General features: G+C 72.3%; 28 protein-coding genes. 11 read left to right on the top strand and 17 right to left on the bottom strand.

Features of this window, described 5'->3' with window-relative positions:
• Positions 1 to 6 precede the first annotated feature (6 nt).
• The 8 genes from ACQP1V_RS13690 to ACQP1V_RS13655 form a co-directional block, all read right to left on the bottom strand.
• Positions 7 to 1437 carry an ADP-ribosylglycohydrolase family protein gene (locus ACQP1V_RS13690; RefSeq protein WP_433422712.1) on the bottom strand — a complete coding sequence of 477 codons (1431 nt, stop codon included), beginning with the start codon at positions 1435 to 1437 and terminating at the stop codon, positions 7 to 9.
• Complete coding sequence (locus tag ACQP1V_RS13685; protein ID WP_433422709.1) at positions 1434 to 2582, bottom strand: ADP-ribosylglycohydrolase family protein; 1149 nt, start codon at positions 2580 to 2582, stop codon at positions 1434 to 1436. The genes ACQP1V_RS13690 and ACQP1V_RS13685 overlap by 4 nt, the downstream gene beginning before the upstream one ends.
• A gap of 59 nt (positions 2583 to 2641) precedes the next feature.
• The gene (locus tag ACQP1V_RS13680; RefSeq protein WP_433422706.1) at positions 2642 to 3691 is read right to left on the bottom strand and encodes an ADP-ribosylglycohydrolase family protein; all 1050 of its coding nucleotides are present in this window, start codon (positions 3689 to 3691) and stop codon (positions 2642 to 2644) included.
• 11 nt (positions 3692 to 3702) lie between these two features.
• A complete protein-coding gene (locus tag ACQP1V_RS13675) occupies positions 3703 to 4755 on the bottom strand; it encodes an ADP-ribosylglycohydrolase family protein (protein ID WP_433422704.1) in 1053 nt (350 codons plus the stop codon).
• Entirely contained in the window at positions 4752 to 6056 is a 1305-nt protein-coding gene (locus ACQP1V_RS13670; RefSeq protein ID WP_433422701.1) for an ABC transporter substrate-binding protein, read from the bottom strand. Before ACQP1V_RS13670 ends, ACQP1V_RS13675 begins: the two co-directional genes overlap by 4 nt.
• 169 nt (positions 6057 to 6225) lie before the next feature.
• The gene (locus ACQP1V_RS13665) at positions 6226 to 7059 is read right to left on the bottom strand and encodes a carbohydrate ABC transporter permease (RefSeq protein WP_433422698.1); all 834 of its coding nucleotides are present in this window, start codon (positions 7057 to 7059) and stop codon (positions 6226 to 6228) included.
• 1 nt (position 7060) lies between these two features.
• A complete protein-coding gene (locus ACQP1V_RS13660) occupies positions 7061 to 7966 on the bottom strand; it encodes a carbohydrate ABC transporter permease (protein ID WP_433422695.1) in 906 nt (301 codons plus the stop codon).
• The gene (locus ACQP1V_RS13655; protein ID WP_433422692.1) at positions 7963 to 9072 is read right to left on the bottom strand and encodes a LacI family DNA-binding transcriptional regulator; all 1110 of its coding nucleotides are present in this window, start codon (positions 9070 to 9072) and stop codon (positions 7963 to 7965) included. The genes ACQP1V_RS13660 and ACQP1V_RS13655 overlap by 4 nt, the downstream gene beginning before the upstream one ends.
• Positions 9073 to 9271: 199 nt before the next feature.
• Here ACQP1V_RS13655 and ACQP1V_RS13650 point away from each other — a divergent pair, with 199 nt between their 5' ends.
• Positions 9272 to 10120: a sirohydrochlorin chelatase gene (locus ACQP1V_RS13650; protein WP_387413265.1), complete on the top strand. Its 849-nt coding sequence runs from the start codon at positions 9272 to 9274 to the stop codon at positions 10118 to 10120.
• A gap of 123 nt (positions 10121 to 10243) precedes the next feature.
• Here ACQP1V_RS13650 and ACQP1V_RS13645 read toward each other — a convergent pair whose 3' ends face one another.
• Positions 10244 to 11131 carry a hypothetical protein gene (locus ACQP1V_RS13645; protein ID WP_433422689.1) on the bottom strand — a complete coding sequence of 296 codons (888 nt, stop codon included), beginning with the start codon at positions 11129 to 11131 and terminating at the stop codon, positions 10244 to 10246.
• Positions 11128 to 11676 carry an RNA polymerase sigma factor gene (locus ACQP1V_RS13640; protein WP_387413261.1) on the bottom strand — a complete coding sequence of 183 codons (549 nt, stop codon included), beginning with the start codon at positions 11674 to 11676 and terminating at the stop codon, positions 11128 to 11130. The genes ACQP1V_RS13645 and ACQP1V_RS13640 overlap by 4 nt, the downstream gene beginning before the upstream one ends.
• 127 nt (positions 11677 to 11803) lie before the next feature.
• Between ACQP1V_RS13640 and ACQP1V_RS13635 the strand changes: the two genes are divergently transcribed.
• Entirely contained in the window at positions 11804 to 12307 is a 504-nt protein-coding gene (locus ACQP1V_RS13635) for an NUDIX domain-containing protein (RefSeq protein ID WP_433422685.1), read from the top strand.
• Between the two features lie 84 nt (positions 12308 to 12391).
• Here ACQP1V_RS13635 and ACQP1V_RS13630 read toward each other — a convergent pair whose 3' ends face one another.
• Positions 12392 to 12757 (bottom strand): DUF2203 domain-containing protein, encoded by a 366-nt coding sequence (locus ACQP1V_RS13630; protein ID WP_387413257.1) that lies wholly within the window; start codon positions 12755 to 12757, stop codon positions 12392 to 12394.
• Between the two features lie 259 nt (positions 12758 to 13016).
• On the opposite strand from ACQP1V_RS13630, the gene ACQP1V_RS13625 reads away from it, so the two are divergent.
• From ACQP1V_RS13625 to ACQP1V_RS13615, 3 genes are read left to right on the top strand one after another with little or no spacing between them, the layout of a single operon-like run.
• A complete protein-coding gene (locus tag ACQP1V_RS13625; RefSeq protein WP_433422683.1) occupies positions 13017 to 13859 on the top strand; it encodes an ABC transporter substrate-binding protein in 843 nt (280 codons plus the stop codon).
• Positions 13856 to 14686 (top strand): amino acid ABC transporter permease, encoded by an 831-nt coding sequence (locus tag ACQP1V_RS13620; protein WP_433422680.1) that lies wholly within the window; start codon positions 13856 to 13858, stop codon positions 14684 to 14686. Before ACQP1V_RS13625 ends, ACQP1V_RS13620 begins: the two co-directional genes overlap by 4 nt.
• The gene (locus ACQP1V_RS13615) at positions 14683 to 15423 is read left to right on the top strand and encodes an amino acid ABC transporter ATP-binding protein (RefSeq protein ID WP_433422677.1); all 741 of its coding nucleotides are present in this window, start codon (positions 14683 to 14685) and stop codon (positions 15421 to 15423) included. Before ACQP1V_RS13620 ends, ACQP1V_RS13615 begins: the two co-directional genes overlap by 4 nt.
• 21 nt (positions 15424 to 15444) lie before the next feature.
• Here the strand turns inward: ACQP1V_RS13615 and ACQP1V_RS13610 are convergent, their stop codons facing one another.
• On the bottom strand, positions 15445 to 16443 hold the full coding sequence (locus ACQP1V_RS13610; RefSeq protein ID WP_433422674.1) for a pirin family protein: 999 nt from the start codon (positions 16441 to 16443) through the stop codon (positions 15445 to 15447).
• Positions 16444 to 16568: 125 nt separating this feature from the next.
• On the opposite strand from ACQP1V_RS13610, the gene ACQP1V_RS13605 reads away from it, so the two are divergent.
• Positions 16569 to 17033 carry a MarR family winged helix-turn-helix transcriptional regulator gene (locus ACQP1V_RS13605; protein WP_433422671.1) on the top strand — a complete coding sequence of 155 codons (465 nt, stop codon included), beginning with the start codon at positions 16569 to 16571 and terminating at the stop codon, positions 17031 to 17033.
• A 35-nt stretch (positions 17034 to 17068) separates the two neighbouring features.
• On the opposite strand, the gene ACQP1V_RS13600 is transcribed toward ACQP1V_RS13605, so the two are convergent.
• From ACQP1V_RS13600 to ACQP1V_RS13590, 3 genes are read right to left on the bottom strand one after another with little or no spacing between them, the layout of a single operon-like run.
• Positions 17069 to 17803 carry an FAD:protein FMN transferase gene (locus ACQP1V_RS13600; protein WP_433422668.1) on the bottom strand — a complete coding sequence of 245 codons (735 nt, stop codon included), beginning with the start codon at positions 17801 to 17803 and terminating at the stop codon, positions 17069 to 17071.
• Complete coding sequence (locus ACQP1V_RS13595; protein ID WP_433422665.1) at positions 17803 to 18354, bottom strand: FMN-binding protein; 552 nt, start codon at positions 18352 to 18354, stop codon at positions 17803 to 17805. Before ACQP1V_RS13595 ends, ACQP1V_RS13600 begins: the two co-directional genes overlap by 1 nt.
• A 29-nt stretch (positions 18355 to 18383) precedes the next feature.
• The gene (locus ACQP1V_RS13590; RefSeq protein WP_433422663.1) at positions 18384 to 19805 is read right to left on the bottom strand and encodes a ferredoxin reductase family protein; all 1422 of its coding nucleotides are present in this window, start codon (positions 19803 to 19805) and stop codon (positions 18384 to 18386) included.
• 137 nt (positions 19806 to 19942) lie between these two features.
• Here ACQP1V_RS13590 and ACQP1V_RS13585 point away from each other — a divergent pair, with 137 nt between their 5' ends.
• Together ACQP1V_RS13585 and ACQP1V_RS13580 are read left to right on the top strand one after the other, a co-directional pair.
• Positions 19943 to 20680 carry a response regulator transcription factor gene (locus ACQP1V_RS13585; protein WP_433422660.1) on the top strand — a complete coding sequence of 246 codons (738 nt, stop codon included), beginning with the start codon at positions 19943 to 19945 and terminating at the stop codon, positions 20678 to 20680.
• Complete coding sequence (locus tag ACQP1V_RS13580) at positions 20677 to 22089, top strand: sensor histidine kinase (RefSeq protein WP_433422659.1); 1413 nt, start codon at positions 20677 to 20679, stop codon at positions 22087 to 22089. The genes ACQP1V_RS13585 and ACQP1V_RS13580 overlap by 4 nt, the downstream gene beginning before the upstream one ends.
• A gap of 23 nt (positions 22090 to 22112) precedes the next feature.
• Here ACQP1V_RS13580 and ACQP1V_RS13575 read toward each other — a convergent pair whose 3' ends face one another.
• Positions 22113 to 23096 carry a GNAT family N-acetyltransferase gene (locus tag ACQP1V_RS13575; protein WP_433422656.1) on the bottom strand — a complete coding sequence of 328 codons (984 nt, stop codon included), beginning with the start codon at positions 23094 to 23096 and terminating at the stop codon, positions 22113 to 22115.
• A 66-nt stretch (positions 23097 to 23162) separates the two neighbouring features.
• Positions 23163 to 23534: a VOC family protein gene (locus ACQP1V_RS13570; protein WP_433422654.1), complete on the bottom strand. Its 372-nt coding sequence runs from the start codon at positions 23532 to 23534 to the stop codon at positions 23163 to 23165.
• A 443-nt stretch (positions 23535 to 23977) separates the two neighbouring features.
• On the opposite strand from ACQP1V_RS13570, the gene ACQP1V_RS13565 reads away from it, so the two are divergent.
• The 3 genes from ACQP1V_RS13565 (at position 23978) to ACQP1V_RS13555 (ending at position 25891) form a co-directional block, all read left to right on the top strand.
• Positions 23978 to 24553: a phosphate-starvation-inducible PsiE family protein gene (locus ACQP1V_RS13565; RefSeq protein ID WP_433422651.1), complete on the top strand. Its 576-nt coding sequence runs from the start codon at positions 23978 to 23980 to the stop codon at positions 24551 to 24553.
• A 142-nt stretch (positions 24554 to 24695) separates the two neighbouring features.
• On the top strand, positions 24696 to 25532 hold the full coding sequence (locus tag ACQP1V_RS13560; RefSeq protein ID WP_433422648.1) for a hypothetical protein: 837 nt from the start codon (positions 24696 to 24698) through the stop codon (positions 25530 to 25532).
• Positions 25529 to 25891 carry a winged helix-turn-helix domain-containing protein gene (locus ACQP1V_RS13555; protein WP_433422645.1) on the top strand — a complete coding sequence of 121 codons (363 nt, stop codon included), beginning with the start codon at positions 25529 to 25531 and terminating at the stop codon, positions 25889 to 25891. The genes ACQP1V_RS13560 and ACQP1V_RS13555 overlap by 4 nt, the downstream gene beginning before the upstream one ends.
• Positions 25892 to 26083 lie beyond the last annotated feature (192 nt).

The following is a 26083-nucleotide window of genomic DNA, read 5'->3' as shown; positions in this document are numbered from 1 at the left end:
TCCCGCTTACCCTGCCATCAACCCGGTCCGCCGGGCGAGCTCCCCCAGGGCGATGCCGTCGAATCCGGTGACGCTGCTGGTCAGGCGGTCTTTCATGGACCACTGCCCGGGCACGCCGCCGTTCAGGCCGCCGACGATCGAGCCGACGGTCGCGCCCGCCGAGTCGGTGTCCCAGCCGGCCGCGATCGCGCCCGCGATCGAGGCGGTGAAGTCCCCCTTCCCGTGGACCAGCGCCGCCGCGATCAGTGCGGCGTTGTTGATCGTGTGGACCCAGTGCAGGCGGCCGTGCCGGGCGTGCAGGTGGTCCACGACCCGCTCGAAGTCCGGCTCCGCGCCCGCCACGTCCACGGCGTCCCGTACGGCGGCGGCCAGCCGGGATCCGGCGGGGATCACCGACAGGCCCGCCTCGACCACCTCGGCCACCGAGGAGGCGTCCAGGGACCGCGCGCACATGGCGGCGGTGAACATCGCGCCGTACAGGCCGTTCGCCGTATGGCTCAGCCGGGCGTCGCGCCAGGCGAACTCGGCCGCCGTCGCCGGGTCTCCCGGGTTGGCCCAGCCGTACACGTCGGCCCGGATGAGGGCCCCGATCCACTCCCGGAACGGGTTGCGGTAGGTGGCGGTCGCCGGCCCCGGCTCCACGTCCCGCGCGCCTGACGGCTCGGGCTCGATGCCCATCAGCAGGTTGCGGTACGCCACCCGCTCGGCGGTGAACACCCGGCCGCCGGGCAGCTCGTCCAGCCACATCTGCGCGACGTCCGCCGTCGTGAAGCCCCTGCCGTACCGCTCCAGCAGGGCGAGCGCGAGCAGCGCGAAGTTGAGGTCGTCGTCCTCGGGGATCCCGTCGATGTTCTCCGCGAGGCTGTTGACCGCGCTGCGCCGGTTCCACGGCCACCTGAGCGCGACCTCCGGCGGCAGGCCCACGGCCGTGAACCAGCCGCGGATCGGCCAGTTGCCGGTCGACTCGGCGATCTCCCTGATGCCCTCGCGGGGGATCTTCTCCACCGGCTTGCCGAGGACGCACCCGGCGGCCCGTCCCTGCCAGGCGCCGAGCACCCGGGCCGGGTCGGCGGCCCTCCGCCCGGGCCCCTGCCCGCTGTGTTCCTGCCCGCCGGATCCCTGCCCGCCCGTCACGTTCCCGCGCGCCGCCGGCCAGTCCGGGCAGGCGGCGACGATCTCGTCCCAGCCGGACGGCTCGGGCAACGGCGAGGGGATCGCCGCCAGCTCGTCGAGCAGGTCCTCCGCCAGGCGGCGCATCCGTACGGGCGGAGCCTGCGGCGAGGCGCCCGCCCGGGGCGGCGCGTCGTGCCCTCCGGCCGCGCGCCAGCGGGCCGCGATCTCCCGCACCCCCGGCAGGTTTCCCCTGCCGTCCTCGGCGGCCTGGCGCAGCTCGTGGCCCACCAGGTCCTCCGGCTGGACCCAGGTGAGCCGCATCATGATCCGTCCCCGGCCAGCAGCTCGGCGAACGCGGCGTCGGCCGCCCGGCGGCGTTCGGCGTCGGCCGCGCGCACCCGGCGCGCCACCGACGCGAGGGCGAGGCCGGGCGTGACGAGGTCGGTCCTGCTCGCCGCCGACACCTCCTCGATCCACGCGGCCGGCACGGCCGACCGCCCGCCCAGCGCCCCGGCGATCGCGCCGCCCATGGAGGCGATCGAGTCGGCGTCCCGGCCGTAGTTCACCCCGCCCAGCACGGTCTCGCGATAGTCGCCCTTGGCGATCAGCAGGAAGGCCAGGGCGAGCGGCAGTTCCTCGATGCTGTGCACCCGGCTCGGACGACGCGCGCCCAGCCCCTGGTCGCGGTAGGTGTCGGCCACCGTGTCGTACGGCCGCATGGCGGCGCGCAGCGTCTCGAACGACCCCTCCCAATGGCCGAGGTCGCGCGCCGCCGAGCACACCGCGTCGATGGCCGCGCGCGTGCCGTCGCGGGAGAGCCGCAGGCAGGTCGCGACGACGGAGTCGGGTGTGGCCCCCTGGCGCATCGCCTCGGCGACCGCGGCGGCGAGCACACCGGCCGCCTCCCGGCCGTAGCTGGACTGGTGCGCGCCCGCGAGGTCGATCGCCTCGGCGTACGCGCCGTCGGGGTCGCCCGCGTTGACGACGCCCACCGGCGCCATGTACATGGCCGCGCCGCAGTTCACGATGTTGCCGACGCCCGCCTCGCGCGGGTCCACGTGGCCGTAGTGCAGCCGCAGGGCGAGCCACTTCTCGGCCAGGAACACCCGCTGCAGCGGCAGCGCCTCGGTCTCCAGCTCGGGGATCCAGCGCTTCTCGCCCATCATCTCGGGCACGAGGTACTCGGCGGCGGCGTAGGCGTCCAGGTGGCCGCCCACCCGCTCGTACACGCGGATCAGCGCGTGGGTCATCAGTGTGTCGTCGGTCACATGGCCGTCGCCCTTGTGGTACGGCGCGATCGGCCGCGCGTTGCGCCAGTCCGCGTAGTACGGCGGGACCACGCCCTCAACGAGGCCTCCGTAACGCACCTGGATCTGCTCCGGCGTCCAGCCCTCGGTCGCGCCCCCGAGCGCGTCGCCGACCGCCGCCCCGGCCACGCAGCCGACAGCCCTGTCCTCAAGCGGCGTCATGCCGTCCCCCTCTGTGTCTAACCGTTCCGTTTTGAACCGCTCTGCGGCGAACTGCTCTGTCATGTGGCGCTCTGTGGCTGGCTCCCCTGCGGGCCGCCGGACGCCAGGGTCCGGGCGACGTCGAGCAGGTCCGTTCCGGCCAGTTCCGGCAGGCAGCACCCGGCCAGCGTGCGCGCGGTCTCCCGCCACGCCCGCGGCAGCGCCTCGTATCCGGCGTACGCACCGGCGAGCGCGCCGGTGAGCGCGGGCGCCGAGTCCGCGACCGACGCCAGGCAGGCCGCCGCCGACACGGCCGCGCCGAACGCCGGCCCGGCCGCGTCGGCGAGCGCCAGCGCGATCGGGACGGTCTCGGCGGCGGTGACGCCGTAGCTGTAGACGTGGTCGAGCAGCGCCGCGTCGAGCGCGGGCACGGCGGAGAACGGGTCGCCGTGCTCCCGCGCCACCGCCACCGCCGCACGGGCCGCGTGCCCGATCGCCGTGTCCTCCGGGAGCGCGGCGACGGCGGCGTCCACCGCCTCCCGCATCGGCGCGCCCCTCACCAGCGCGCCGACCGCCGTCGCGACCGCCACCGCCCCGAGCACGCCGTCACCTGAGTTGGTGACCTCGGCGTCGGCGACCGGGTCCATTCCGGCGGCGCCGAACGCCACCGCCCGGACCGCCGCCGCGTCGTCGAAGAAGTGCGGGTTGTCGTGGCCGCTCGCGGGCGGCCCGAGGCCGGCGGCGAGGTTGTCGAGCGCGGACCAGACGGAGATCCGGGCGCGCAGGTCGTCGCGCTGGGCCAGCCGTCCGAACGCCTCGGCACGATCCTCGTGGATCGTCGCCGCCGTCCAGGCGAGCCACTCGGCGTCGTCGGACGGTCCGAGCGCCAGCGGCTCGACCGGCTGGTTCAGCGCGAACGGCACCGGCAGCGTGGTCACCTGGCGCTCTTCGGCGAACGCGTCCAGCTCGCGGTACAGCCGCCTGCTCCACGGCGCCAGCCGCAGCGACCGGTGGCGCGCCGCGGGCCAGCCCGCGGCGTCGCCGATGGCGAGGCCGGCGAAGGCGCCGAGAATCCGGTCCTCCTCCGGCGGCGGCGTGCCGCCGCCCCCCGATGACATGCTCTTCTTCATCCCTTCCAGGGTCATCCGACGCCGGACGGGCCCGCGGGCCCGCCGGTTCGGCCGTCAGCCGGGCCGCCCTCCGGACGACCCGTCAGAGCGTCGGCGGCGTCCAGGACATGCCGGCCCGCGACGACGGGCAGGCAGCGGCCGGCGACCGGCCCGACACGGCGTGCCCAACGCTCGGGCACGCCCGCCTCGCCGGCGCCCGCGCCCGCCAGCGCGCCCGCGATCGCGGCCGTCGTGTCGGCGTCCCGGCCCAGGTTGGCCGCGGTGACCACGGCCGCCTCGACCTCTCCGCCGCCCCTGACATAGGCGGAGAAGGCGAGCGCGACCGCCTCCGGGGCCAGATCGGTCCACGGATAGTGCTTCACCACGACCGAGTCGTGCAGGACGCGGGCGAACTCCTCGCGGGAGGTCCCCTCCCTTGCGTCACGGGCGATCACGAGGGCCTTCCTGGCGGCACGGGCCGTCCAGGAGTCCGCGGGAACCGCCCGGAGCCCCGCCTCGACCACCTCGTCCGGCGCGGCGCCGGTCATCGCGACCGCCACCGCCGCCGCGACCGCCCGGCCGCCGAGGACGCCCTCGCCGCTGTGGCTGACCCGCCCGTCGATCTCGGCCAGCCGCGCCGCCTCATCGGGGTCGCCCGCCGCGAAGATCCCGTACGGCGCGGCGCGCATGGCCAGGCCGTCGGACCAGCCGTGCGGGTGCCACCGCCCGCTCAGCGACGGACCGAGCCCGCGGCGGAGCGCCTGCACGGTGCCGAGCTCGGAGAACCCGGCGCCGCGCATGGGCCCGTCGAGCCGTGCCACGATCTCGGCGCGCCACGCCTCGGCGACGTCCCGCGACGTGAGCGCGTGGCCGTGGCGGAGGAGGAGGGACGCGGCGAACAGGCTGTACTCGGTGTCGTCCGTGCCGCCGCCCTCGACCTCCGCGAGCACGCCCCAGCGCGCGGCGATGGCCTCGGGCGTCATGTTCTCCGCGGGCGCGCCGAGGGCGTCGCCGGCCGCGAGGCCGAGCAGACACCCCCGGGCGCGATCGCGCGGCGATCCGGCGGGCGCGAGAGGAACCGTCACCGTCCGTACCGCTCCAGGACCTTGTCACCCTCTTCGACGAGCCGCTTCGCCACCTCGTCGAGGCTGATCTTGTCCGCGAAGTACTCCTGGAGCGCCGGCGTGGCCACCTTGCTCTTCCACTCGTCGTAGCCGTCCACCTTGAGGTACGGCGCGACCACGAGGTTCTTGGCCGATGCGGTGGCGACGTCCCAGAAGTTCTCCTTCTGGGTCATGGCGGGGTCGGCCGCCGCCGAGGTGCTCGTCGGGAGCAGCCAGTCGCCCTTGGCGAGCTTGGCCTGGTTGGGGCCGTTCAGGAAGAACGAGATGAACTTCACGGCCTCCTGCGCGTGCTTGCTGTCGGCCGCCACGGACAGGGTCTGGGACGTGGCGCCCTGCTCGGCGGTGACGCCCTTCAGCGGCGGCAGGGTGACCCACTCGAACCCGTCGGGCGCCTGCTCGGCGACCTGCTGGCGCAGGTAGACACCCGCCGGCACGATCGCGTACTTGCCGCCGAAGAAGCCGGGCAGCGGGTCGGCGGTGCCCATGCCGAGCGCCGACGGGTCGGCCGACTTGTCCTTGTAGAGCTGGTCGTGGATGCGGCTCAGCACCTCGCGCTCCTCGGCGCCGACCTTGACCCGGGTCTTGCCGCCCTCGGTCGTGAAGAAGGTGCCGCCGAAGTTGAGCCCGAGGGTGAGCACCTTGTTGACCGGCGACTTCATCGGCCAGGCCACGCCGTACGCGCCGCCCTTGGTCATCTTCTTGGTCGCCTCGGCGAACTCGTCCCAGGTCCACGGCTCGTCGGGGGTCGGCATCCGGGCGCCGGACGCGTCGAGGAGCTTCTTGTTGGCGTAGAGGACCTGCGACTCCTGCAGGAACGGCACGCCGTACACGCCCTGGCCGCCCTTGCCGTCACCGAAGGTGACGGTGTCCCAGGCGGCCTGGGGGATGTCGCTCTTCAGCTCGGACGGCAGCGAGCTCGACAGGTCGAGCAGGAAGCCGCGCGCCGCGAACCCGGACAGGGCGGGCGAGTCGTCGTGGATCACGTCCGGCGCGTCGCCCGCCTCGAACGAGGTGACGAGCTGGTCGTTGACGTTGTCCCAGCTCCCCTGGACGTACTCGACCTGGATCTTGGGGTTGGCCTTGTTCCACTCGTCGACGAGCTGCTTGTTGGCGGTGATCGACTCCTTCTGCCAGGCCAGGCTCAGGAACCGCAGCTTCACCGGCTCGCCGGAAGCGGCGCCGTCGCCGTCGCCTCCCCCGCTCGAACACCCGGCGGCCAGAACGACGGCCGCCACCGCGAGCGCGGCACTCCAACGCCTCATGTGACTCTCCTATCGGGGAACTGGGGGGAACTCAGGGGATATCTGGTGAAATTCGAGGAACTTGAGAAACTCGGGGATCTCGGCGACCGGGGATCCGGCGCGCGAGCTCCTGAGGTCTCCGCGGGGTGGCACAGGGGGAGGGGGCGGGAACGCGGCCCCGGGAGCGGCATCATCCCTTGACCGCGCCCGCCATCAGGCCGGATCTGAGCCGCCGCTGGATGATCGCGAAGAACGCCAGGCTCGGGATCGTCGCCAGCAGCGAGGCCGCCGCGAGCGGGCCCAGCCGTACGACGCCCTCCGGGCCGGTGAACTTGACCAGCGTCAGCGGCAGCGTGGCCACCTCGGGGTCCTTGAGGACCACGAGCGCGAACAGGAACTCGTTCCAGGACGAGATGAACGCGAACAGCAGGGTCGCCACGACGCCGGGGACGAGCAGCGGCGCGACGACGCTGGCGAGCGCCCGCAGCCGCCCCGCCCCGTCCACGGACGCGGCCTCCTCCAGCTCGCGGGGAATGGCGCGCACGTAGCCCTGGAGCATCCAGAGGGCGAACGGCAGCGTGAAGGTGACGTGCACGAGGGCGAGCCCGGGCAGTGTGTTCACCAGCTCCAGCCGGCGCAGCACCATGAACAGCGGGATGATGATCAGGATGACCGGGAAGACCTGGCTGACCAGCACCCACCCGATCGCGATCTTGTTCAGGGTGCTCCGGAACCGCGCCAGCGCGTACGCCGCCGGAAGCGCCACCAGCACGGTGATCACGGCGCTCGCGAGCGCGACGACCATGCTGCGCGCGGCGCTTCCCACGATGTCCTGCTCGCCGAAGGCGTCGGCGAAGTTGGTCAGCGTCGGATTGCGCGGGATCCACGTCGGGTCCAGGCTCGCCATCTCCTGCGGCGTCTTCAGCGCGGTGGACAGCAGCCACGCGAGCGGGAACGCCAGGAAGACGAGGTAGCCCAGCAGGGCGAGGTACTTCAGGGCGGTGCGCACCGTCGAGCCTCCCATCTCAGTCGGCCTCCCTCATCTGGCGCCACAGGTACAGGCCGAGCACGGCCAGGACGACGATCGTGATCGCGACGCCGAGGGTCGCCGCGTACCCGAAGAAGCCGTAACGGAACGCCTCCTCGTAGGCGAACAGCATCGGCAGCCGCGTCCGCCCGCCCGGCCCGCCCTGGGTCAGCACGTAGACGAGGCTGAACTGGTTGATGTTCCAGACGAAGTCGAGCGAGGTGATCGCGACGATCACGGGCCGGAGCTGCGGCAGGGTGATGTTCCAGAAGCGCCGCCACACGCCCGCGCCGTCCACTCCGGCGGCCTCGTGCAACTCCTTGGGGACGTTCTGCAGCCCGGCGAGCAGGACGACGGTCGTCTGCGGCATCCCCATCCAGACGCCGACGAGGATCACGGCGGGAAGCGCCACGGAGAAGTCGTTGAGCCAGTCCACGTCGGTGCCGAGGACGGCGTTGAGGATGCCCGCGTCCGGGTGGTAGACGAGCCGCCACATCAGGCCGATGACCACGGGCGGCATCGCCCACGGCACCAGCGCGAGCACCCGGGCGAACCCGCGCAGCCGCAGATCCTGGTTCAGCAGCAGGGCGAGCCCGAGCGAGGCGAGGAACTGCAGCACGGTCACCGAGACCGCCCACACCATGCCGATGCGGAACGACTCCCAGAAGTCGCCGTCCGCGAGCAGGTCGCCGAAGTTCGCCAGGCCGACGAACGACGTCTCGGTGTTCCGCCCCGAGCGGGCGTCGGTGAACGCGAGCAGGATGCCGTAGAGGAGCGGGCCGACGCTGAGCACGAGCACGGGCACGAGGGCCGGGAGCAGCAGCAGGAAGGTCTCCCTGCCCCCTGACCGGCTCCGCGCGGGGCGCCGCCGGGTTCCGGCGGGCCGGGCTGCTGTGAGCGTCATCGGATCCCCTCCTCACCGGCGGCGCGCCCGGCCTCCCGCGCGCCCTCCCCGCCGTCTCCGGCCTCTCCGGCCGCTCCGTTCTCTCCGTACTCCTCGGCCGCCCGCGCGCCGACCGTCGAGGCGCGTACGGCGAGGCGCGGCTCGACGGTGACGACCCGCGGCTCCCGCTCGCCGTTCTCCAGGCGGTCGAGCAGCAGTTCGGCGGCGGCGCGGCCGCGGCGGGCCGAGCCGAGCGACACGCTGGTCAGCGACGGCCAGGCGACCGCGGCGAGGTCGGTGTCGTCCATGCCGACGACGGCGACGTCCTCGGGGACGCGCCGCCCGGCGCGGCGCAGGACGTCGAGCGCGCCGAGCGCGATCAGGTCGTTGGCGCACATCAGCGCGTCCACGTCGCCCGCGCGGTCCAGGAGCGTCCGTACGGCCCGCGCGCCCTCCGCCCGATAGAAATCACCGACCTCGACGAGATCCTCGTCGTACGGCAGATCGAGGGCGTCGAGCGCCTCACGGTAGGCGGCGGCCCGCGCGGCGCCGGGGACGGTGTCGGCCGGGCCGTTGACGAACGCGATCCGGCGGCGGCCGAGGCCGTACAGATGGTCGAGCGCGAGCCGGACGCCGGTGCGCGAGTCGGCCCGCACGTTGTCGACGCCGGCACCCTCGGGCACCGAGCCGATGACGACGACGGGGGCGCGGGCGGCGGCCAGGGCGCTCAGGTGCCCCTCGGTGACCCGCAGCGGGATCATGATCAGGCCGTCGACGTACCGCTCGCCGAGCCCGCGCAGCACGTCCAGCTCGTCGGCCACGTCGGCGTCGGTCGAGTGCAGCAGGAGACGGTAGCCCGCGGCGCGGAGCACCGGCTGGATCTCCCGCACCATCGCGAGATAGACCGGGTTGCCGATGTCGGCCATCGCGAACGCGACCTGGTTCGTGCGCCGGCTCTTGAGTGACCGGGCCACGGAGTTGGGGACGTAGCCGAGCTCCTCGGCGGCGCGCAACACGCGGCGGACCGTCTCCTCGCGGGTCGGTAACCCGTTGAGGACCCGGGAGACCGAGGCGATGGACACCCCGGCATGCCGAGCGATCGTGTTGATCGTGGGGCCTTCGGCCACATGTCACCTCGTCAGCGGCTATGTAAACGTTTACGGCAGCTGCGTTGCTGTAAACGTTTACGGATGGGATGTGGCAATGAAACACGCCCGTCACAGAGAGCGTCAAGTCACGATCGCATAAAACGATCAGGCTAAAGATCGGCATCAAGCGGTGGGTTGGTTCACTCATTCGACCTGATTCGCCCTAGAATCCGCCGATGTGAACGAAGGTCACGACGACCCGCCGAAGCTTCCTGTCCGGGAGCGCTCATCCCGGCTTGGGAGCGGCCGCCACCGGCGACCGCTCCCGGCGACCCTGCCGCCGGATGCGCCCGCCCTGGTGCTGGCCGTTCCCGGCATGGCGGGAGACGTCGCGGCCGAGATCGCCTCGATCATCCGCCTCGACAACCCCCATGTGGACCTCCGCCTCGTCTCGCTCGTGGACGGCGGCGCCGACCTGGCCAAGGAGTTCGTCTCCGCCGCCGCCGACCGGCCGGCCGCCGACACGGCCGCGGTGGTCGTTCCGCTGGTGACCGGCCCGCACCCCCGCGTCATGCGGGCCGTACGGGACGCGGTCACGCAGAGCGAGACCCCGGTGATGATCAGCGATCCGCTCGGCCCGCACCCGCTGCTCGCCGAGGCGCTGCACATGCGGCTGGCGGAGGCCGGGCTGGCGCGTGTCGACCGGATGCGGCTGTTCAACGTGACCTCTCCCGTGGACGGCATCATCGTCGCGACCACCGGCGGCGACGAGGGCGCCCGCGGCGCGGACGCCACCGCGGTGCTCCTCGCCGCCCGCCTGACCCTGCCCGTCGTGCCCGCGGCGCTCGACGGCGTGCCGAACGTCTCCGACGCCGCGGAACGGCTGCGCAAGATCGGCGCCAACCGGCTCGCCCTCGTCCCGTTCGTCATCGGGCCGGAAGCGGACCACGACCGCGCCACCGCCGCGGCCGAGGCGATCGGCGCGGGCTGCGCCGCTCCCCTCGGCGCCCACGAGGCCGTCGCCCGCCTGGTCGGCATGCGCTACGGCACCGCCCTCGGCTCGTACGAGGAGTCCGACGAGGACTGAGGCCCTGCCGGGGCCTCAGTCGGAGGCGGGCGGACCGGCCCGCGCTCGGTGCCCCCTTCCCGGCGCACGCCCGCTCCCCGTCGGTGCTCCGCGGAGCGGGCGTTCTAAGGCCGGAGGAGAGTGTCAGTCCTCCAGGTCGTACCAGTGAGGCTCGTCCTTGTAGACGGTCATGGGATCGGGCGCCGGACCCGCTTCGGGACCGGGGACGACATAAAGGTCGACGGTGTCGGAGCTGGAGTGGCGGGAGCCCTGGACGACCCAGCCGTCCTCGATCCGGTCGGCGGTGACCCCCTGGTCGAAGAAGCCCCTGTCCGGGTTGGTCCAGTACAGGCGATAGCCGACCTTCAGCCCCTGGCGGCGCAGCTCGGCCCGGACCTCCGCGACCGTCTTGCCGTGGCTCCGGTAGCCGTCCAGGGCCTCGTCTCCCGACGGATCGAACGGGCGATCGTCGGCGTAGGGCTCGCCCGGCGCGGCGGCGCGGCCGATCCCGATCACGACCCGGCCCGAGTAGCGGGCGGGCAGCCACACCTTGCCGCAGAACGCCGCCGCGCATGGCGCCACGTGCTGCACGCCGATGCTCCCCGGACCGCGGAACCCGTCGGGCACGACCGGTCCCATCAGCCTGCCCACATCGTCGGACGGCACCGGGATCGTCTTCACCGTGACGTTCAGCCCCACCGCCCGGAACGCCTCCTCGAAGCGGCCCGGGTCGGCCGCCGGATCGGTGACGGTGACGCTGACGTAGTCCGGCGCCCTCTCGATGGTGACCGCCGCGTTGGCGTAACGGGTGGCCGGTCCGCCGGGCAGGCCGACGCCGATCGCGACGGCGGCGCCCAGCCCCACGGCGACCGCGCCGAGCGCGAGCGCCCGCCGCGTCCTGCGAGCGGGCGCCACCCGGGCGGGCGCGCGTTCCTCGGACACGATCGACTCCATCAGCGTCCGGGCCTGGGCGGTGGATGCCTGTCCGGCCAAATCCTCGTCACGCAGCCGGGCGAGGTTCGCGAGGTTCACAACGAGCTCCCTTCGAGCATGGCGGCGTGGGGATGGTCGACTCCGGCCGTGGCGAGCGCCCGCGCGAACCTCCTGCGCGCCCGATACAGCCGGATCCGTACGGCGTTGCGGGAGACGCCGAGCGCGGTGGCGAGCTGCCGGGTGTCGAGCCGCTCCCAGGCGACCAGGGACAGCAGTTCCCGGTCGCCGTCCGGCAGCGTGCGGAAGACTCTGCCGACCGGGGAGAAGTCCTCCTCGGGCGAGCGCGTGTGTGTCACGGCGGGCAGGGAGGCGAGGTGCTCACGCAGCGCCTCCGTCCGCTGCTCCCTGCGCAGTTCGCCCCGCCTGTGGTTGGCGAGCACCCGCCGGGCCACGCCGTACAGCCAGAGCCTGGCCTCGTCGCCCTCGGGCAGCTCGTCGATCCGCCGCCAGGCAACGGTGAACGTCTCGGCCACCACGTCGGCGGCGTCCTCGGGGTCCCGGCAGCGGCGCAGGACGTACCCGAGTATCGGTTCGTACGCACGTTCGTAAACGTCCGCGAACCGGCCGTGGGGATCGGCTCCCATCCGGCCTCCTTACTTGATCGTCGGTCACCCCGTCCATGTCCGCGTTTCCACCGCCATTTCGCCCACCGTCATTTCGCCGCCGGGTCCGCGACTGTCTGGGGCGAGCGCCTCCGCGTACTGTCGGCTGGTGAGCGTTTCCGATCACGATCCCGACCTCGCGTTCATCGCCGGCCTGGTCCGCGTCCGGGCCGCGGCCGGCGCGTTGTTCCGGGACGACGACGGGCGTGTGCTGCTGGTCCGCCCGACCTACAAGGCGACCTGGGACATCCCGGGCGGCGCGCTCGAACCGGACGAGTCTCCGCTCGCGGCGTGCGTCCGCGAGCTGCGCGAGGAGCTGTCCATCGCGCCGGAGATCGGGCCCCTGCTCTGCGTGGACTGGGTGCCTCCGCGGCCGCCATGGGACGGCGGCCTGATGTTCGTCTTCGACGGCGGGGTCCTGCCCGCGGAGGATGTGGCGGACATCCGGCTCCCGCCGGACGAGCTGGAGGGGTTCGCGTTCGTGGCGGCGGCCGATCTGGACGAGCTGGTGCCCGCGGACATGGCCCGCCGGATCCGCGGCTGTCTGGACGCCCTGGGACGGGGTGCGGTCTACATGGAGGACGGCGTCCGGCGAACGCCTCCATGGCCATAAGCCCGGAGATCCCGAAATGCGCACCGGCGCATGAAAAGTCGATCTACCGCGTCAGTCGCACACCCTGAGCCTCCGGGGCGTACGTCAGCGGGGCAGGGGGCGCCGGCCGGCGAAGCCGAGCTCGGTGCGGTGATACCAGGCGAGGTCCGTCTCGCCCTCGACCCAGCACAGGCGCACCGACTCGTCGTCGAGCTCGGCGGGGAAGTCGACGAGGATGGGCGCCGCTCCCTTGAGCTCGATGCCCTGATCGCCGAACCACAACAGGATCTCGCCGATGCGCGCCTCCAGGGCCTTCCGCTCGGGGATGCCGCCGAGCGGTGAGCTTCCGGCGTCCGCCAGGTCGAAGGAGATCTCGGCGAGGTCCGCCCGGAGCGCCACCAGGTCGGCCACCTTCGCGCGGACGTCGGGCATGAGCGACCTGGCCTCGTCGAGGCTGAAGATCCGGTCCATGCCCCGAACGCTAGCGCCTGGGGCGACGGCGGCGTGCGGGAATCCCAGGCCGGACGGCCGCTCCGCGCCACACCCCGGCCTGCCTCCGGCCGACTGTCACCGGAACCAGGGAAAACGCCGGTAACAGCCGCATCATTCAGCCCTTATTTCGCGAAATCCCCATTTTGTCTCCCCCTTGTCAGAACGAGGTAGAGCTATCTGTCAGTTCATATAGATTGTCGTAAATGTTGTCTTTTGTCGCATTTACAGGGAGGGCCGCGTGGCTCTTTGGCCCATGCGTCACCGGATGCTCGCCATCGGCGCCGCGGCGCTGGTGACCGCCCTCACCGCCTCCGCCTGCGGGAGCGGCGGGAGCGCGGGCGGTGGTGGCGGCACCGCGGCGGGCGGCGTCCGGCTCGTCAACGCCGGAAAGCTCACCACCTGCACGCACCTGCAGTACGAGCCCTTCCAGTTCACCCGGGGCTCCCAGACCGTCGGCTTCGACGTGGACGTCATCGACCTCGTCGCCAAGAAGCTGGGCGTCAAGCAGGAGGTCGTCGACATCGACTTCGCGGCGATCAAGAGCGGCGCGGTACTCAGCGCGGGCCGGTGCGACGTCGCCGCCGCCGGCCTGACGATCAATGACGAGCGCCGGAGGAACATCGACTTCTCCGTGCCGTACTTCGACGCCACGCAGGCGCTGCTGGCCAGGAAGGGCAGCGGGGTCACCTCCCTCGGGGATGTGAAGGCCAAGAACCTCAAGCTCGGCGCGCAGGCCTCCACGACCGGCCTGGAGTACGTCAAGAACAAGGGGTTCGACCCGATCGAGTTCGCCGACTCCTCCAAGGAGCTGCTCGGCCTGGAGACCGGCCAGGCCGACGTGATCGTGCAGGACCTCCCCGTCGCGCTGACCTGGCTGAAGAAGCCCGCGATCCGCGCGAAGTACGACGTGGTCGCCCGTCTGGACACCGGCGAGCAGTACGGCATCGGCATGAAGAAGGGCAACGCCGCGCTGTCCAAGGCCGTCGACCAGGTGATCGAGCAGGCCCGGGCGGACGGCACGTACAACGCCCTCTACAAGAAGTGGTTCGGCGTCGAGCTGAGCCCGGCGGCGGCGGCGTGACCGCGCCCGGCACCGCCCTCGCGCCGCACCGAGGGCTGAGTCCCCGCGAGCGGCGCCGGATCGGCAGGGGCGCCCAGTACGCCCTGCTGGTCGCAGTCGTGGTCGCGCTCGCCTGCCTCGCCGACTGGGGCGCGATCAGGCAGTCGTTCTTCAACGCCCAGGTGATGTCCGACGGCCTGCCCCGGCTGTTCGCCGTCGCCCTGAAGAACACCGTGATCTTCACCGCCAGCGGGTACGTCGTCGGGTTCGCGCTCGGCATGCTGCTGGCGCTGATGCGGCAGTCCTCGGTGGCTCCGTACCGGTGGATCGCCGCGACGTACATCGAGATCTTCCGCGGCGTCCCGGCCCTGGTGATCTTCCTGATGATCGGGAGCCTGCCGCTGGCGTTCCCCGGGTTCCAGATCCCGGGCGGCGTGTACGGCCAGGCCGCGCTCGGCCTGGGTCTCGTCTCCGCGGCGTACATGGCGGAGACGTTCCGGGCCGGTCTGCAGGCGGTGCCGAAGGGGCAGATGGAGGCGGCCCGCTCGCTCGGCATGTCCCATGGGCGGGCGATGCTGTCGATCGTCGTCCCGCAGGCGGTCCGGGTCGTGATCCCGCCGCTCACGAACGAGCTGGTCCTGCTGTTCAAGGACTCGTCGCTGGTCCTGTTCCTGGGGGTGACGGCGGCCCAGGTGGAGCTCGCCAAGTTCGGCAACGACCAGGCGTCGACCTTCGCCAACCCGACCCCGATCCTGGCGTCCGGCCTGACCTACCTGCTGATCACCATCCCCCTCGGGTACGTCGCCCGCCGCCTCGAATCACGTCAAGGAGGGGTGAGCGACAGATGAGCACCGTCGAGATCAGGAACCTGCGCAAGTCCTTCGGGAAGCTGGAGGTGCTCAAGGGCATCGACTTCACGGTGGAGGCGGGGCAGGTCGTCTGTGTGATCGGCCCGTCGGGGTCGGGCAAGTCGACGCTGCTGCGGTGCGTGAACCTGCTGGAGCGGCCCACGTCCGGCCGGGTCGTCGTGGACGACACGGAGATCACGGACCCGGACGTGGACATCGACGCGGTGCGCCGCCGCCTGGGCATGGTGTTCCAGCAGTTCAACCTGTTCCCGCACCTCACCGTGCTGCGCAACGTCACGATCGCGCAGGAGCGGGTGCTGCGGCGCGGCCGGGCGGAGGCCGAGCGGATCGCCAGGGAGAACCTGGAGCGGGTCGGTCTCGGCGAGAAGGCCGACGCCTTCCCCGCGCAGCTCTCCGGCGGCCAGCAGCAGCGGGTGGCGATCGCCCGCGCGCTGGCCATGAACCCGTCGCTGATGCTGTTCGACGAGCCCACCTCGGCTCTCGACCCCGAGCTGGTCGGCGACGTCCTCGGTGTCATGCGCGAGCTGGCCGGGGACGGCATGACGATGATGGTCGTCACCCACGAGATGAACTTCGCCCGCGAGGTCGCCGACCGTGTGGTGTTCATGGACCAGGGGGTGATCGTGGAGGACGGGCCGCCGGAGCAGGTGATCGCCGCTCCCCGGCATGCCCGTACTCGCGAGTTCCTCAGCCGGGTGCTCCACCCCGAGGGATAGACATGCGGCGCGGCGCCGGATCTAGGCGTCGCCGTCGGTGGCCGGCGTGGCGCCCCGGACGTCGGCGTGGGCGGCCGGGATGCTGCCCAGACGGCCGGCCTGGTAGTCCTCCATGGCCGTGATGATCTCCGCCTTGGTGTTCATGACGAAGGGGCCGTACGCCACGACCGGCTCCCGGATCGGCTGCCCGCCGAGGATGAACACCTCCAGCCCGCCGGTACGCGAGACCTGGTGGGCGTCCGCGGCGACGGTGATGGTGTCGCCCTGCCCGTAGACGGCGAGCTGCCCGGTCTGGATCGGCCGCCGCTCGGCGCCGGCGGTCCCGCTGCCCGCGAGGACGTAGACCAGGGCGTTGAAGTCCGGACGCCAGGGCAGCGTCAGCGACGCGCCGGGCGAGACGGTGGCGTGGACGAGGGTGATCGGCGTGTACGTCGAGCCGGGGCCGGCGTGCCCGCCCACTTCACCGGCGATGACGCGGACGAGCGCGCCGCCGTCGGCCGAGCTGAGCAGGGCGACGTTGCCGCCGGTGATGTCCTGATAGCGGGGCGCGGCGAACTTCTGGGCGCGCGGCAGGTTCACCCAGAGCTGGATGCCGTGGAACAGCCCGCCGCTGGCGACGAGGTACTCCGGCGGGGTCTCGATGTGCAGGATCCCGGAGCCGGCGGTCATCCACTGGGTGTCGCCGCCTCCGATGAGGCCGCCTCCGCCGTGGGAGTCGGAGTGCGCCATCTCCCCGTCGATCATGTACGTGACGGTCTCGAAGCCGCGGTGCGGGTGCCAGGGCGTGCCCTTGGGCTCTCCGGCGCCGTAGTCGACCTCGCCCATCTGGTCCATGTGGATGAACGGGTCCAGCGCCCGCATGTCCACGCCGGCGAAGGCGCGCCGCACGGGGAAGCCCTCGCCTTCGAGCGCGCGGGGCGCGGTGGTGACGGACACGACCGGCCGGTCGGTGTCGGTGAGCGGGTTGGGGCTGGGGACGCGGGGCAGGGCGAGCGGGTTCTCCACGGTGACGGCGGGCATGGCGGCCTTCCTTCCGATCTCGCAGGGTCGCGGGCGGCGTACGGCACGAGGTCGTTGCGCCGTCAACGACATTCACTCTACTCAATGTCGTTGCGCCGTCAACTATTCCCGCTAGGCTGGGCCGCATGAACGAGGTGCGGTGGCTCGACGCGGAGGAGCAGCAGGCGTGGCGCGCCTACCTGGACGGCACACGGTTGCTGATCCAGGCCCTCGATCGCCAGCTCGACGCGGACGCGGGCGTCTCGATGCTCGACTACGAGGTGCTGGTCGTGCTGTCGGAGGCGCCCGGCCGGCGGCTGCGGATGCGCGACATCGCCGACGCCGTGCTGTCCACCCGCAGCGGCGCGACCCGCGCGGTGACCCGGCTGGAACGGCTCGGCTGGGTCCGCCGCACCGAGTGCGCGGACGACCGGCGCGGCACCGAGGCCGAGCTCACCGAGGCGGGCGCCACCAAGCTCGCGGCCACCGCCCCGGGCCACGTCGCCGCCGTCCGCGCCCACATGTTCGACCTGCTCTCCCCCGCCGACGTGGCCCATCTGCGCTCCATCTCCGCCAAGGTTCGCGACCACCTGCAGCGCCCGGCGTCCTGAACGCCGGTCACGGGCAGCCGATCACGGGCAGCCGATCACGGGCAAAGGGGGAAGCCGGGCGTGCGCCAGGTGCCGCCGTCGGCGGTGACCGCGAACGCCTCCACCCCGTCGAGCCGCGCCACCCACTCCCTGGCCGCGCCGCCCATGGCGAAGGCCGCCGTCGCGTACGCGTCGACCATGGTGAGGCTCGCCCCGACGAGGGTGACGGAGGCCAGCGCGGTCGCCGGGCGGCCGGTGTGCGGGTCGAGGATGTGCGGCCCGCGCTCGGCGGTGCCGGAGGTGGCCACGGCGAGATCGGTCCCGGCCACCACGGCGGCCAGCTCCCCCGCCCGCAGCGGATGGGCGACGCCCACCCGCCACGGGCGGCCGGGAGCGGCGGACCCGGCGAGCCACATGTCGCCGCCGCCGTTGACGCAGTGGTTCGGCGCGCCCGCCCGGGTGAGGATGCGCGACGCCCGTTCGACCGCCCACCCCTTCACGATCGCGGACGGGTCGAGGCGGCCTCCCGGACGTGCCGTGAAGTAGCCCTCCGAGGTCCGGGCCACCGCCTCGCACAGGCCGAGGACCTCCGCCACCTCCTCCGGGCAGTCGGCCAGGCCGATCTCGCCCCTGCCGAGCCGGCTGACGGGACTGTCCGGCCGGTACGTGGAGAAGGTCGCGTCGACCCGGTGCAGCCAGGCAACCGCCTCCGCCACGCCCTCGCGCGCGTCCACGGGGTCCCGCACGTCGAAGGAGAACACCGTCCCCATGACGTGCTCGACGTGACGCATCAGAGCCCGGCCTTGTCGAGGGCGCTCTGCAGCGAGGTGATGTAGCCCTCGCTGGTGTAGGTCGCGCCGGAGACCGCGTCGATCTGGGCCGACTGGGCGGAGAGCGCCGCCTCGTTCAGGACGGGGAGCGCGCGGTCGTTGATCGAGATGTCCCTGCGGTTGCCGTCCGGCGCCTGGAGCACCTTGACGCCGGTCACCTTGCCGCCGGAGATGACGAGCTGGATCTGCACGGGGCCCCAGCGGGTGTCGGCCGTGTCGCCGGTGGCGATCCGCTCGCCGCTCGTCGCGCCGGCGCTCGCCCCCTCGCCCGTCCAGGTGCCCGTGGAGGTCGTGGCGGCCCCGCCCCCGTCGCGCCCTCCTCGGCGTCCGGCCCCCGCGTCCGTGCCCTCTCCGTCCGCTGCGCCGAAGCCCTCATCGCGGCCGGACGGCGCCTCCGCCCGCGCCACGGCGGACGGCCGGCTCGCGGAGGTCGCGATCTCGTGCGGCTTGAAGGAGAGCAGCAGCACCAGGCCGACAGCGGTGACGAGCGCAGCCGTTATCGCTCTACGCATGAACGTTCTCCGCCTTCCTCAGAACTTCGTCAGAACTCGAACGACTCGTGGTGGATGCGCTTCTTCGGCACTCCGGCGGCGCGCAGCGCGGACACGACCTGGGCCGTCATGCTCGCCGGCCCGCAGACGTAGACCACGTGGTCGCGCAGCCCGGGGATCCGGTGGGCGAGGATCTCCGGCCTGAACGGGTCGCCGATCTCGCTCCTCGGTCCGAGGCAGTAGTGCAGCGCCGCTCCGCGCGCGGCGGCGATCGCCTCCAGCTCGGCACGGAAGACAAGATCGTCCCACGACCTGGCCCGGTAGAGAAAAGTGAGATCGCCGGGCGCGGCCGGGACCGACTCGAACAGGGCGCGCACCGGCGTGACGCCCACTCCTCCGGCGACGAGCAGCACCTTCCGCCCGCGGCGCGCCCGCCTGCCGCTCCCTTGGCGCCTCCCGAGGCGGGCCGCGGTGAAGGCGCCGTACGGTCCCTCGGCGACGACCCGGGTGCCGGGGCGCAGGTGGGTGAGCGCCCGGCTCTGGTCGCCCAGGTCCTTCACGGTGATCCGCAGCCCGCCCGATCGCGGCGCCGCCGACAGCGAGTACGGGTTCGGGGACCACCACAGGTCCCGGGTGAGGAACCGCCAGCGGAAGAACTGGCCGGGCTCGGCCCGCAGCCGGTCCAGGCGGCGGCCGGAGACATACACCGACACGACGCCGGGGGCCTCCGGCACGACCGCGGCGACCCTGAGCCGGTGCCGGAACGCCTGCCGCACGGGCGTGAGGAACCGATACCAGACGATCAGCGCCGCCACCGCGACGTAGAGGACGGTCCAGGCGGTCCCGGCGGCGGGGAACGTCAGGAACTCGGCGCCGTTCGCGAGCTGGTGCCCGAACGCCAGCCAGGCCACGAGATACGTGTAGAAGTGCAGGTGGAGCCAGGTCTCGTACCGCAACCGGGGACGTACGGCGCGGGCCGAGATGATGCCGACCCCCACCAGGAGCAGCAGCGCGACCGTGGCCTTGAGCACGTCCGGATAGGACAGGTTGAGCGTCACGGTCTCGTTCACCACGTCGGCCCCGTCGGTGACGGCGTACCCCCAGATGATCAGCAGGGCATGCGCGACGGAGAGCCCGACCACGTACCGGCCACCCATGGAGTGCCAGCGGGCGAGCCTGTCGGAGCCGACGCCGCGCTCAAGCGCGGGGACCCGCGCCATCAGCGCGAGCAGCACCGCGAAGCCGTATCCGGCGAGCAGTCCGGTGATCCGGCCCGCGCCGGTGAGCCAGCCGTCCGGCCCGGAGACGCTCGGCGTGCCCGCCCACCACAGGCCGAGCACGACGAGCGCGCCGGCGGCGACGACCGCCAGGACGGCCGCGGGCCGGGCGCGGACGCCGCCGGGGGGCGCGCTCCGGCGTGCTCCGGTGACGCCTCCCCCCTGCCGGGCCGGCGATGCGAATCCGGTGCTCACGCGGATCTCCTCTCGTAGGTCCGTGGAGCACCGTGCCAGTCGAACTTCTCATTTACCTATGAGCCATGACATAGCAGAAGCATTCATAGGATTCTCAGAGGTCGCTCAGAGGTTTCGCCGCGCGTACAGGGAGGACGGTGGTCATCACCATGCGTACGACCCCTGCTACGCCCGAACTGATCCGCCCCGACGGGACCCCCGTCCGCGTCCTCGTCGTCGACGACGAGCCCGATCTCGTCGAAGTGCTCGGCGCCGTGCTGCGCTACGAGGGGTGGGAGGTGCGCTCGGCCGCGGACGGCACGGCCGCGGTGACCGCGGCCCGCGAGTTCCGGCCCGACGCGGTGCTGCTCGACATCATGCTCCCCGACATGGACGGCCTGGAGGTGCTGCGCCGCCTGCGTGCGGAGTCGCCGCACGTGTGCGTGCTCTTCCTCACCGCCAGGGACGCCGTCGAGGACCGGATCGCCGGCATCACCGCGGGCGGCGACGACTACGTGACCAAGCCGTTCAGCCTGGAGGAGGTCCTCGCCCGGCTGCGCGGCCTGCTGCGCCGGGCCGGGATGGCGCGGACCTCGCACGGCTCCCGCCTGATCGTGGGCGACCTGACGATGGACGAGGACGCGCGCGAGGTCACCAGGGGCGGCGAGCTGGTGGAGCTGACCCCGACCGAGTTCGAGCTGCTGCGCTTCCTCATGAGCAACCCGCGCAGGGTGCTCAGCAAGGCGCAGATCCTCGACCAGGTCTGGTCCTACGACTTCGGCGGCCAGGCCCACGTGGTCGAGCTGTACATCAGCTACCTGCGCAAGAAGATCGACACGGGACGGCCGCCGCTGATCCACACCGTGCGCGGCGTGGGATACGTGCTCCGGCCATGAGACCCCGCACGCTCCGCGCCCGGCTGGTGGCCGGCCTGCTCGTCCTGCTCGCGCTGGCCTGCGCCGCCGTCGGCGCGGCCGGCTCGCTCTCCCTCAACCGGTTCATGGTGGACCAGCTCGACCGGCAGCTCTCCATGACGGCCGGGAGGTTCGCGGCGAGCCTGGAGCACGACGACGACCGCGACGGGCACGGCGACAGCCGCGGGCAGAGCCCCGGCACCCTGGGCGTCCGCCTGGTCGACGGCCGGGTCACCCACGCCGCCGTGGTGACCGCGGAGGAGGCGGACATCCGGCTCACCTCAGCGGACGCCGCCGTCCTGGCCGCCGTGCCCCTGGACCGGCGCGCGCACTCCGTGGAGCTGTCGGAGCTGGACGACTACCGCGTCATGGCGGTGCCCGGCGCCGACGGCGACGTCCTCGTCAACGGGCTCCCCCTGGAGGGTGTCAACGCCGCGGTGCACCGCCTCCAGATCACCGAGAGCGTGGTCTTCGCCATCGTGATGATCCTCACCGGCGTGGCCGGCACGACCTGGGTGCGGCTGTCCCTCCGGCCCCTGGACCGGGTGACCGCCACGGCGCGCCGGGTGAGCACCCTGCCGCTCGCCAGCGGCGCCGTCGCGCTGCCGGACCGGGTCCCCGACGAGGATCCGCGGACCGAGGTCGGCCAGCTCGGGGCCGCGTTCAACCGGATGCTCGGCCACGTCGGGGAAGCGCTCGCCCGGCGGCACGCCAGCGAGCAGCGCATGCGCACCTTCGCCGCCGACGCGGGCCACGAACTGCGCACGCCCCTGGCGACCGTACGGGCCCACGCCGAGCTGGCCCGCCGCCACCCCGGCGACGTCCCCGGCGAGGTACGGCACGCGCTGGAGCGGATCGACGCGGAGTCGGGCCGGATGGGCACACTCGTGGACGACCTGCTGCTCCTCGCCCGCCTGGACGCAGGGCGGCCGCTCGCCCGCGACCCCGTCGACCTGACCCGCGTCGTGATCGACGCCGCAGGGGACGCGCGGGTCTCCGCCCCGGGCCACCGCTGGCGGCTGCGCCTCCCGGAGGAGCCGGTCACGATCACCGGTGACGCCGGACGCATCCACCAGGTCGTCGCCAACCTGCTGGCCAACGCGCACACCCACACCCCGCCGGGGACCACGGTCACCGTGTCCGTACGCGCCCCGGCCCCGGGGGCGGCCGAGCTGACCGTCCACGACGACGGGCCCGGCATCCCCGAGGACGTACGCGCGGAGATCTTCGAGCGGTTCGTCCGCGCCGACAAGGCGCGGTCGCGCGCGCGGGGCGGCAGCGGCCTCGGCCTGGCCATCGTCAAGGCCGTGGTGGCCTCGCACGGCGGCGACGTCTCGGTGGAGAGCCGCCCGGGCGACACGCTCTTCCGGGTGTTCCTCCCCGCCGGTTGACACCCGCGTGCGCGGATTCGGCGTTATGCGAGGGACTCCGGAATCTCCCCGACCGCCTCGGACCGGTCCGGGCCGGTCGGGAGGTCCGCCCGCCAGGCGTCGATCACGAGCACGCTGCGCATCCCGACCGAGAGGTAGAGGCCGAGCGCGGGCGTGACGTTGTTGGAATCCACGTGCAGGATCGTCCCGGCGCGGCCGCGCCGCGCGTCCGCCGCGAACGCCGTACGCAGCAGGAGCCTCCCGAGCCCCCGGCCGCGGAAGGCGGGCAGCACGGACAGGGTCCGCACGTAGCCGCAGTTCTCGTCGGCCAGGAAGTGGTCGGTGCCCAGCAGCATCGCGGCGGGTTCGCCGTCCACGCGGGCGACCAGGAGCTGGCTCCAGTCGTTCGCGGGCGCCGCCTCCATCGCGGAGACCCACTCGTCGAACGTCCGGGGCACGAACCCGAAGTGCCGGGCGAAGCCCTCCTGCTGGATCCGGTGGGCGGTGCGGAGCCGTTCCTCGCCGGGCTCGCCGCTCTCCATCATGACGCCGGCGGGGATCTCGGGGTCGGCGACGGACGTGCCGCCGGCGTGGTCGATCCGCATGCGGTGAAAGCTGGTCGCGGGAGCGAGCCCGTGCGCCTTGGCCGCCGCCTGGAGCTCGGCGTCCTCGCGGTAGACGCTGATGTCCACCCGGGCCCGGCCGTGTCCGAGGCCGCGGGCGATCTCCACCGCCCGGCTGAGGACGCGCGCCCAGAGCCGGTCCGCCACCTCGGGGACCAGTGCCCGTACGTCGATGTCCACGTCGCCGCCGGTCCCCTTGGGACAGGCCCAGCCCCAGCCCACGAGCCGGCCGCCCTCGTACACCAGCCAGCTGTCGGCGGCGAGGTCCAGCTCGCTGAGCACCTCGGCGACGTCGTCCAACGTGGAGTCGGGGCGGCCGATGGCCATGGTGTCGATCTCGGCGACCAGCTCGTGGATCGCCCGCGCGTCCGCCTTGGAGGGCCGTCTGATCTCGTATCCGTTCACGCCCCATTTGTAGCGGCCGCGACTTGGCGACGGCTTGCGCACCGGTTGGCGCGGCGGCTTCCGGGATCAGGCGTACGGCTGGGTGATGACCTCCATGTTGTGGCCGTTGGGGTCGTTGAAGTAGACCCCGCGCCCGCCGTACAGGTGGTTGATCTCCCCGGGCTTCCCGTGGTGCGGGTCGGCCCAGTAGTCGAGCCCGCGCCCCCGGATCCGCTCGAAGATCACGTCGAACTCGGACTCACTGACGATGAAGCAGTAGTGGTTCCCTTGGACCTCGTCGGCGTCCATGTAATCGAGCGTGACGCCGTTGGCCGTCTGGACCGGCACGAACGGCCCCCACTGCGGGGCCGCGGTGAGCCCGAGGATGTCGGCCAGGAACTCGGCCGACGCGCGCTTGTCCCTGCTCGGCACGATGGTGTGGTTGAGTGCGACGGACATCGAAGCCACCCTCCTGCTCCGTCTTCGGGGAGCTGCGTTCCGGAGAACACCGGCGTTCTCTCAGGGAAGCGCTCCGTGGCGAGAGCGATATTCCCCGGGGGTTTCCCGGGAGAGGCCGACGCTTTCCCACGTTTAGACGTTTCCCCGGTTCGCCCCGATTTGACGGTATTCCCGCAAGCCGTGGGCATATTTCGTGATCCGTCACCATGAGTGAGCCACGATTTCGTCGATCCCCTGGTCGCGCCGCGTTCCCCGACAAGCGCCGACAAGCACCGGCGAGCTTCGACGGGCGCCGACAGGCGCCCGGAAAAGACCGGTAAAGACCGTCATCGGCCGATATATCCGGGTACTGCCTGAGGAAGCGGTGACAGGCGGGACGACCGCACGCGACACACGATTCGGTTCCGCCCCATGCGTGACGCGACCCACGGACAGGCCCGCCTATGGACGATGAGACACGCACACCGCCGCCGAGAGGTAGGCCGCGACCGCCGAGCGCCCTTGCGCAGAGCGACCTGGAGGCGCTGCTGCTGCGGATCCTCACCCGCATCGAGCGGGCGCTCCTCTACGTGGTCGCGTTCGTCCTCCTCTGCGTCGCGGGCGGCATCATGGTCATGATGGTCGTGACGGCGATCAGCGCCTCGGCGAGCTGGGCCGACACGGTCAGCGTGATCCTGGAGGAGCTGCTGCTCGTCCTGATCGTCGTCGAGATCTTCGTGACGGTGCAGATGCACCTCAAGGGCAGGCATCTGCAGGTCGACCCGTTCATCATCGTCGGCATCATCGCCGTGGTCCGGCACGTCCTGTCCGTGGTCGTACGGCTCAAGGTCACGATGACGGCGCAGCAGAGCCGCGAACAGTTCACCGAGCTGGCCGTCTACGCGGGCGTGACCCTCGTGCTGGTCCTGGCGCTGGCCCTGGCCCGCTGGTCGAAACGGGCGTCCGCCCGCAGGTCCGGCTCCCGCCCCCAGAGCCCCGACCGCCGGGGCTCCTGGACCCGCAGTCCCCCGCCCTCCTGACCACCGCCGCCCCGGGCATCCGCGCCCACCCTCGATCATTCACGGTGCGGAGCGGACTTCCCTTCACTCTTGACCGCCAACTACTTTGCAATACAAAGTTGACGTCTCGGCGGCGGATCAGCATGCGAGGGGAAGGCCGTAGATGGACAGACCTGCCCGGACCGGTTTCGAGGATCCCGGCGAACCATCTCGCGGGCAGGGCGCCCTGCTCGCGGAGCACCACGCCCTGCGTTCGTCCGCCCGGAAACACCTGCGCGGCTCGTGGGGGCCGTTGCTGGGCTTCGGGCTCGTGTCGCTCGCGGCGGTTCCCATCGCCCGTCACGCCTTCAACTTCGGCGCGCACGGCCGGTACGTCGTCTCCTATCCGCTCTTCGCGTACGCCGAACTGAAGGGCGTCTGCCGCGTCCACGTCGAGGGCGCTCCGTGCGACGCCCACGAGTTCGACGGCTCGGTCCTGCGTTTCCTGGCATGGGGACTCTGGTTCGCGGTGCTGCCGGTGCTCTGGCTGACCTTCGCCCGCTGGTATCGCCGCCGTGGTGAGATCCGGGGGATCATGCCTCGCCGACGTCCGTGGCTGTGGGCCGTGGCCCTCACATTCACACTGGTCGTGGCGGCCTCGCTCGCTCTCTTCCTCCTCCGCGGACAGCCGGGGAACGCGTCTTTCCTCGAGAACAGCTATGCCAGCCCGTGGTACGTCGTAGGAGTGGGCCTGCTGGTCCTCGGTCTCCTCGAACGCAGATGGATCACCGCCACGGCGGGACTGTGTCATGTCGCGCTGCTGTCGGCCTACCTCGCCCCGACGTGGGGCACCAGCTGGCTCCCCTGGGCGCACCCCGCTGAGCCCGGCTGGCTCGACGGGCCGGAGTTCAAGGCGCTGCTCCTGGCCGCGATCCTGCTCCTCGCGGGTGCCGCCGAATGGGCCTCCGCCCGGCCGGCGCGAGCACACCGCACCGGCTCTCTGATCGCGAGAACGACTTGAACGCGACGACCACCACGCCCGCGCATCCCGACGACACGCAGGCCCTCCATCCGACACAGGCGCTGGACGACACGGTGCACCAGCGCGTACGCCTCGGCGTCCTGTCGATCGCCCGAGAGGCCGACCAGGTCGAGTTCGGCTTCCTCAAGCACCAGCTCGCGGTGACCGACGGCAACCTTTCCCGCCACCTGAAGGTGCTCGAAAGCTCCGGCCTGATCGCCATGCGCAAGGGATACGAGGGCAGACGACCCCGGACGTGGATCTCGATCACCCCGAAGGGCAAACGCGCGTTGGACGCCGAGATCCAGGCGCTCCGGGAACTCGTCCACCGCCTGGATACGCGAGGAACCCCTCTGTGACCGACACATCGCGGCAGGATCCGCCGGAAGCCGCTGTGCAGGGGACGATGTCCGCGGCCTGCGGTTCAAGATCGGGAAGGGCCTACTCGTCGGGCGAATCCTGAAACCGCGCCGGCGGCTGCGGCCTTCTGTCGCTTGTGCCAAGCCAGCAACAAGATCAAACCGTGCGGCAGGGCGAAGGCGAACGTTCCC

It is taken from the genome of Microtetraspora malaysiensis (assembly GCF_050947145.1).
In the GTDB taxonomy this organism is placed as follows: Bacteria; Actinomycetota; Actinomycetes; order Streptosporangiales; family Streptosporangiaceae; genus Microtetraspora_A; species Microtetraspora_A malaysiensis.
Note: the sequence above shows the minus strand (reverse complement) of the source record. Positions and strands in the feature narration are given on the sequence as shown.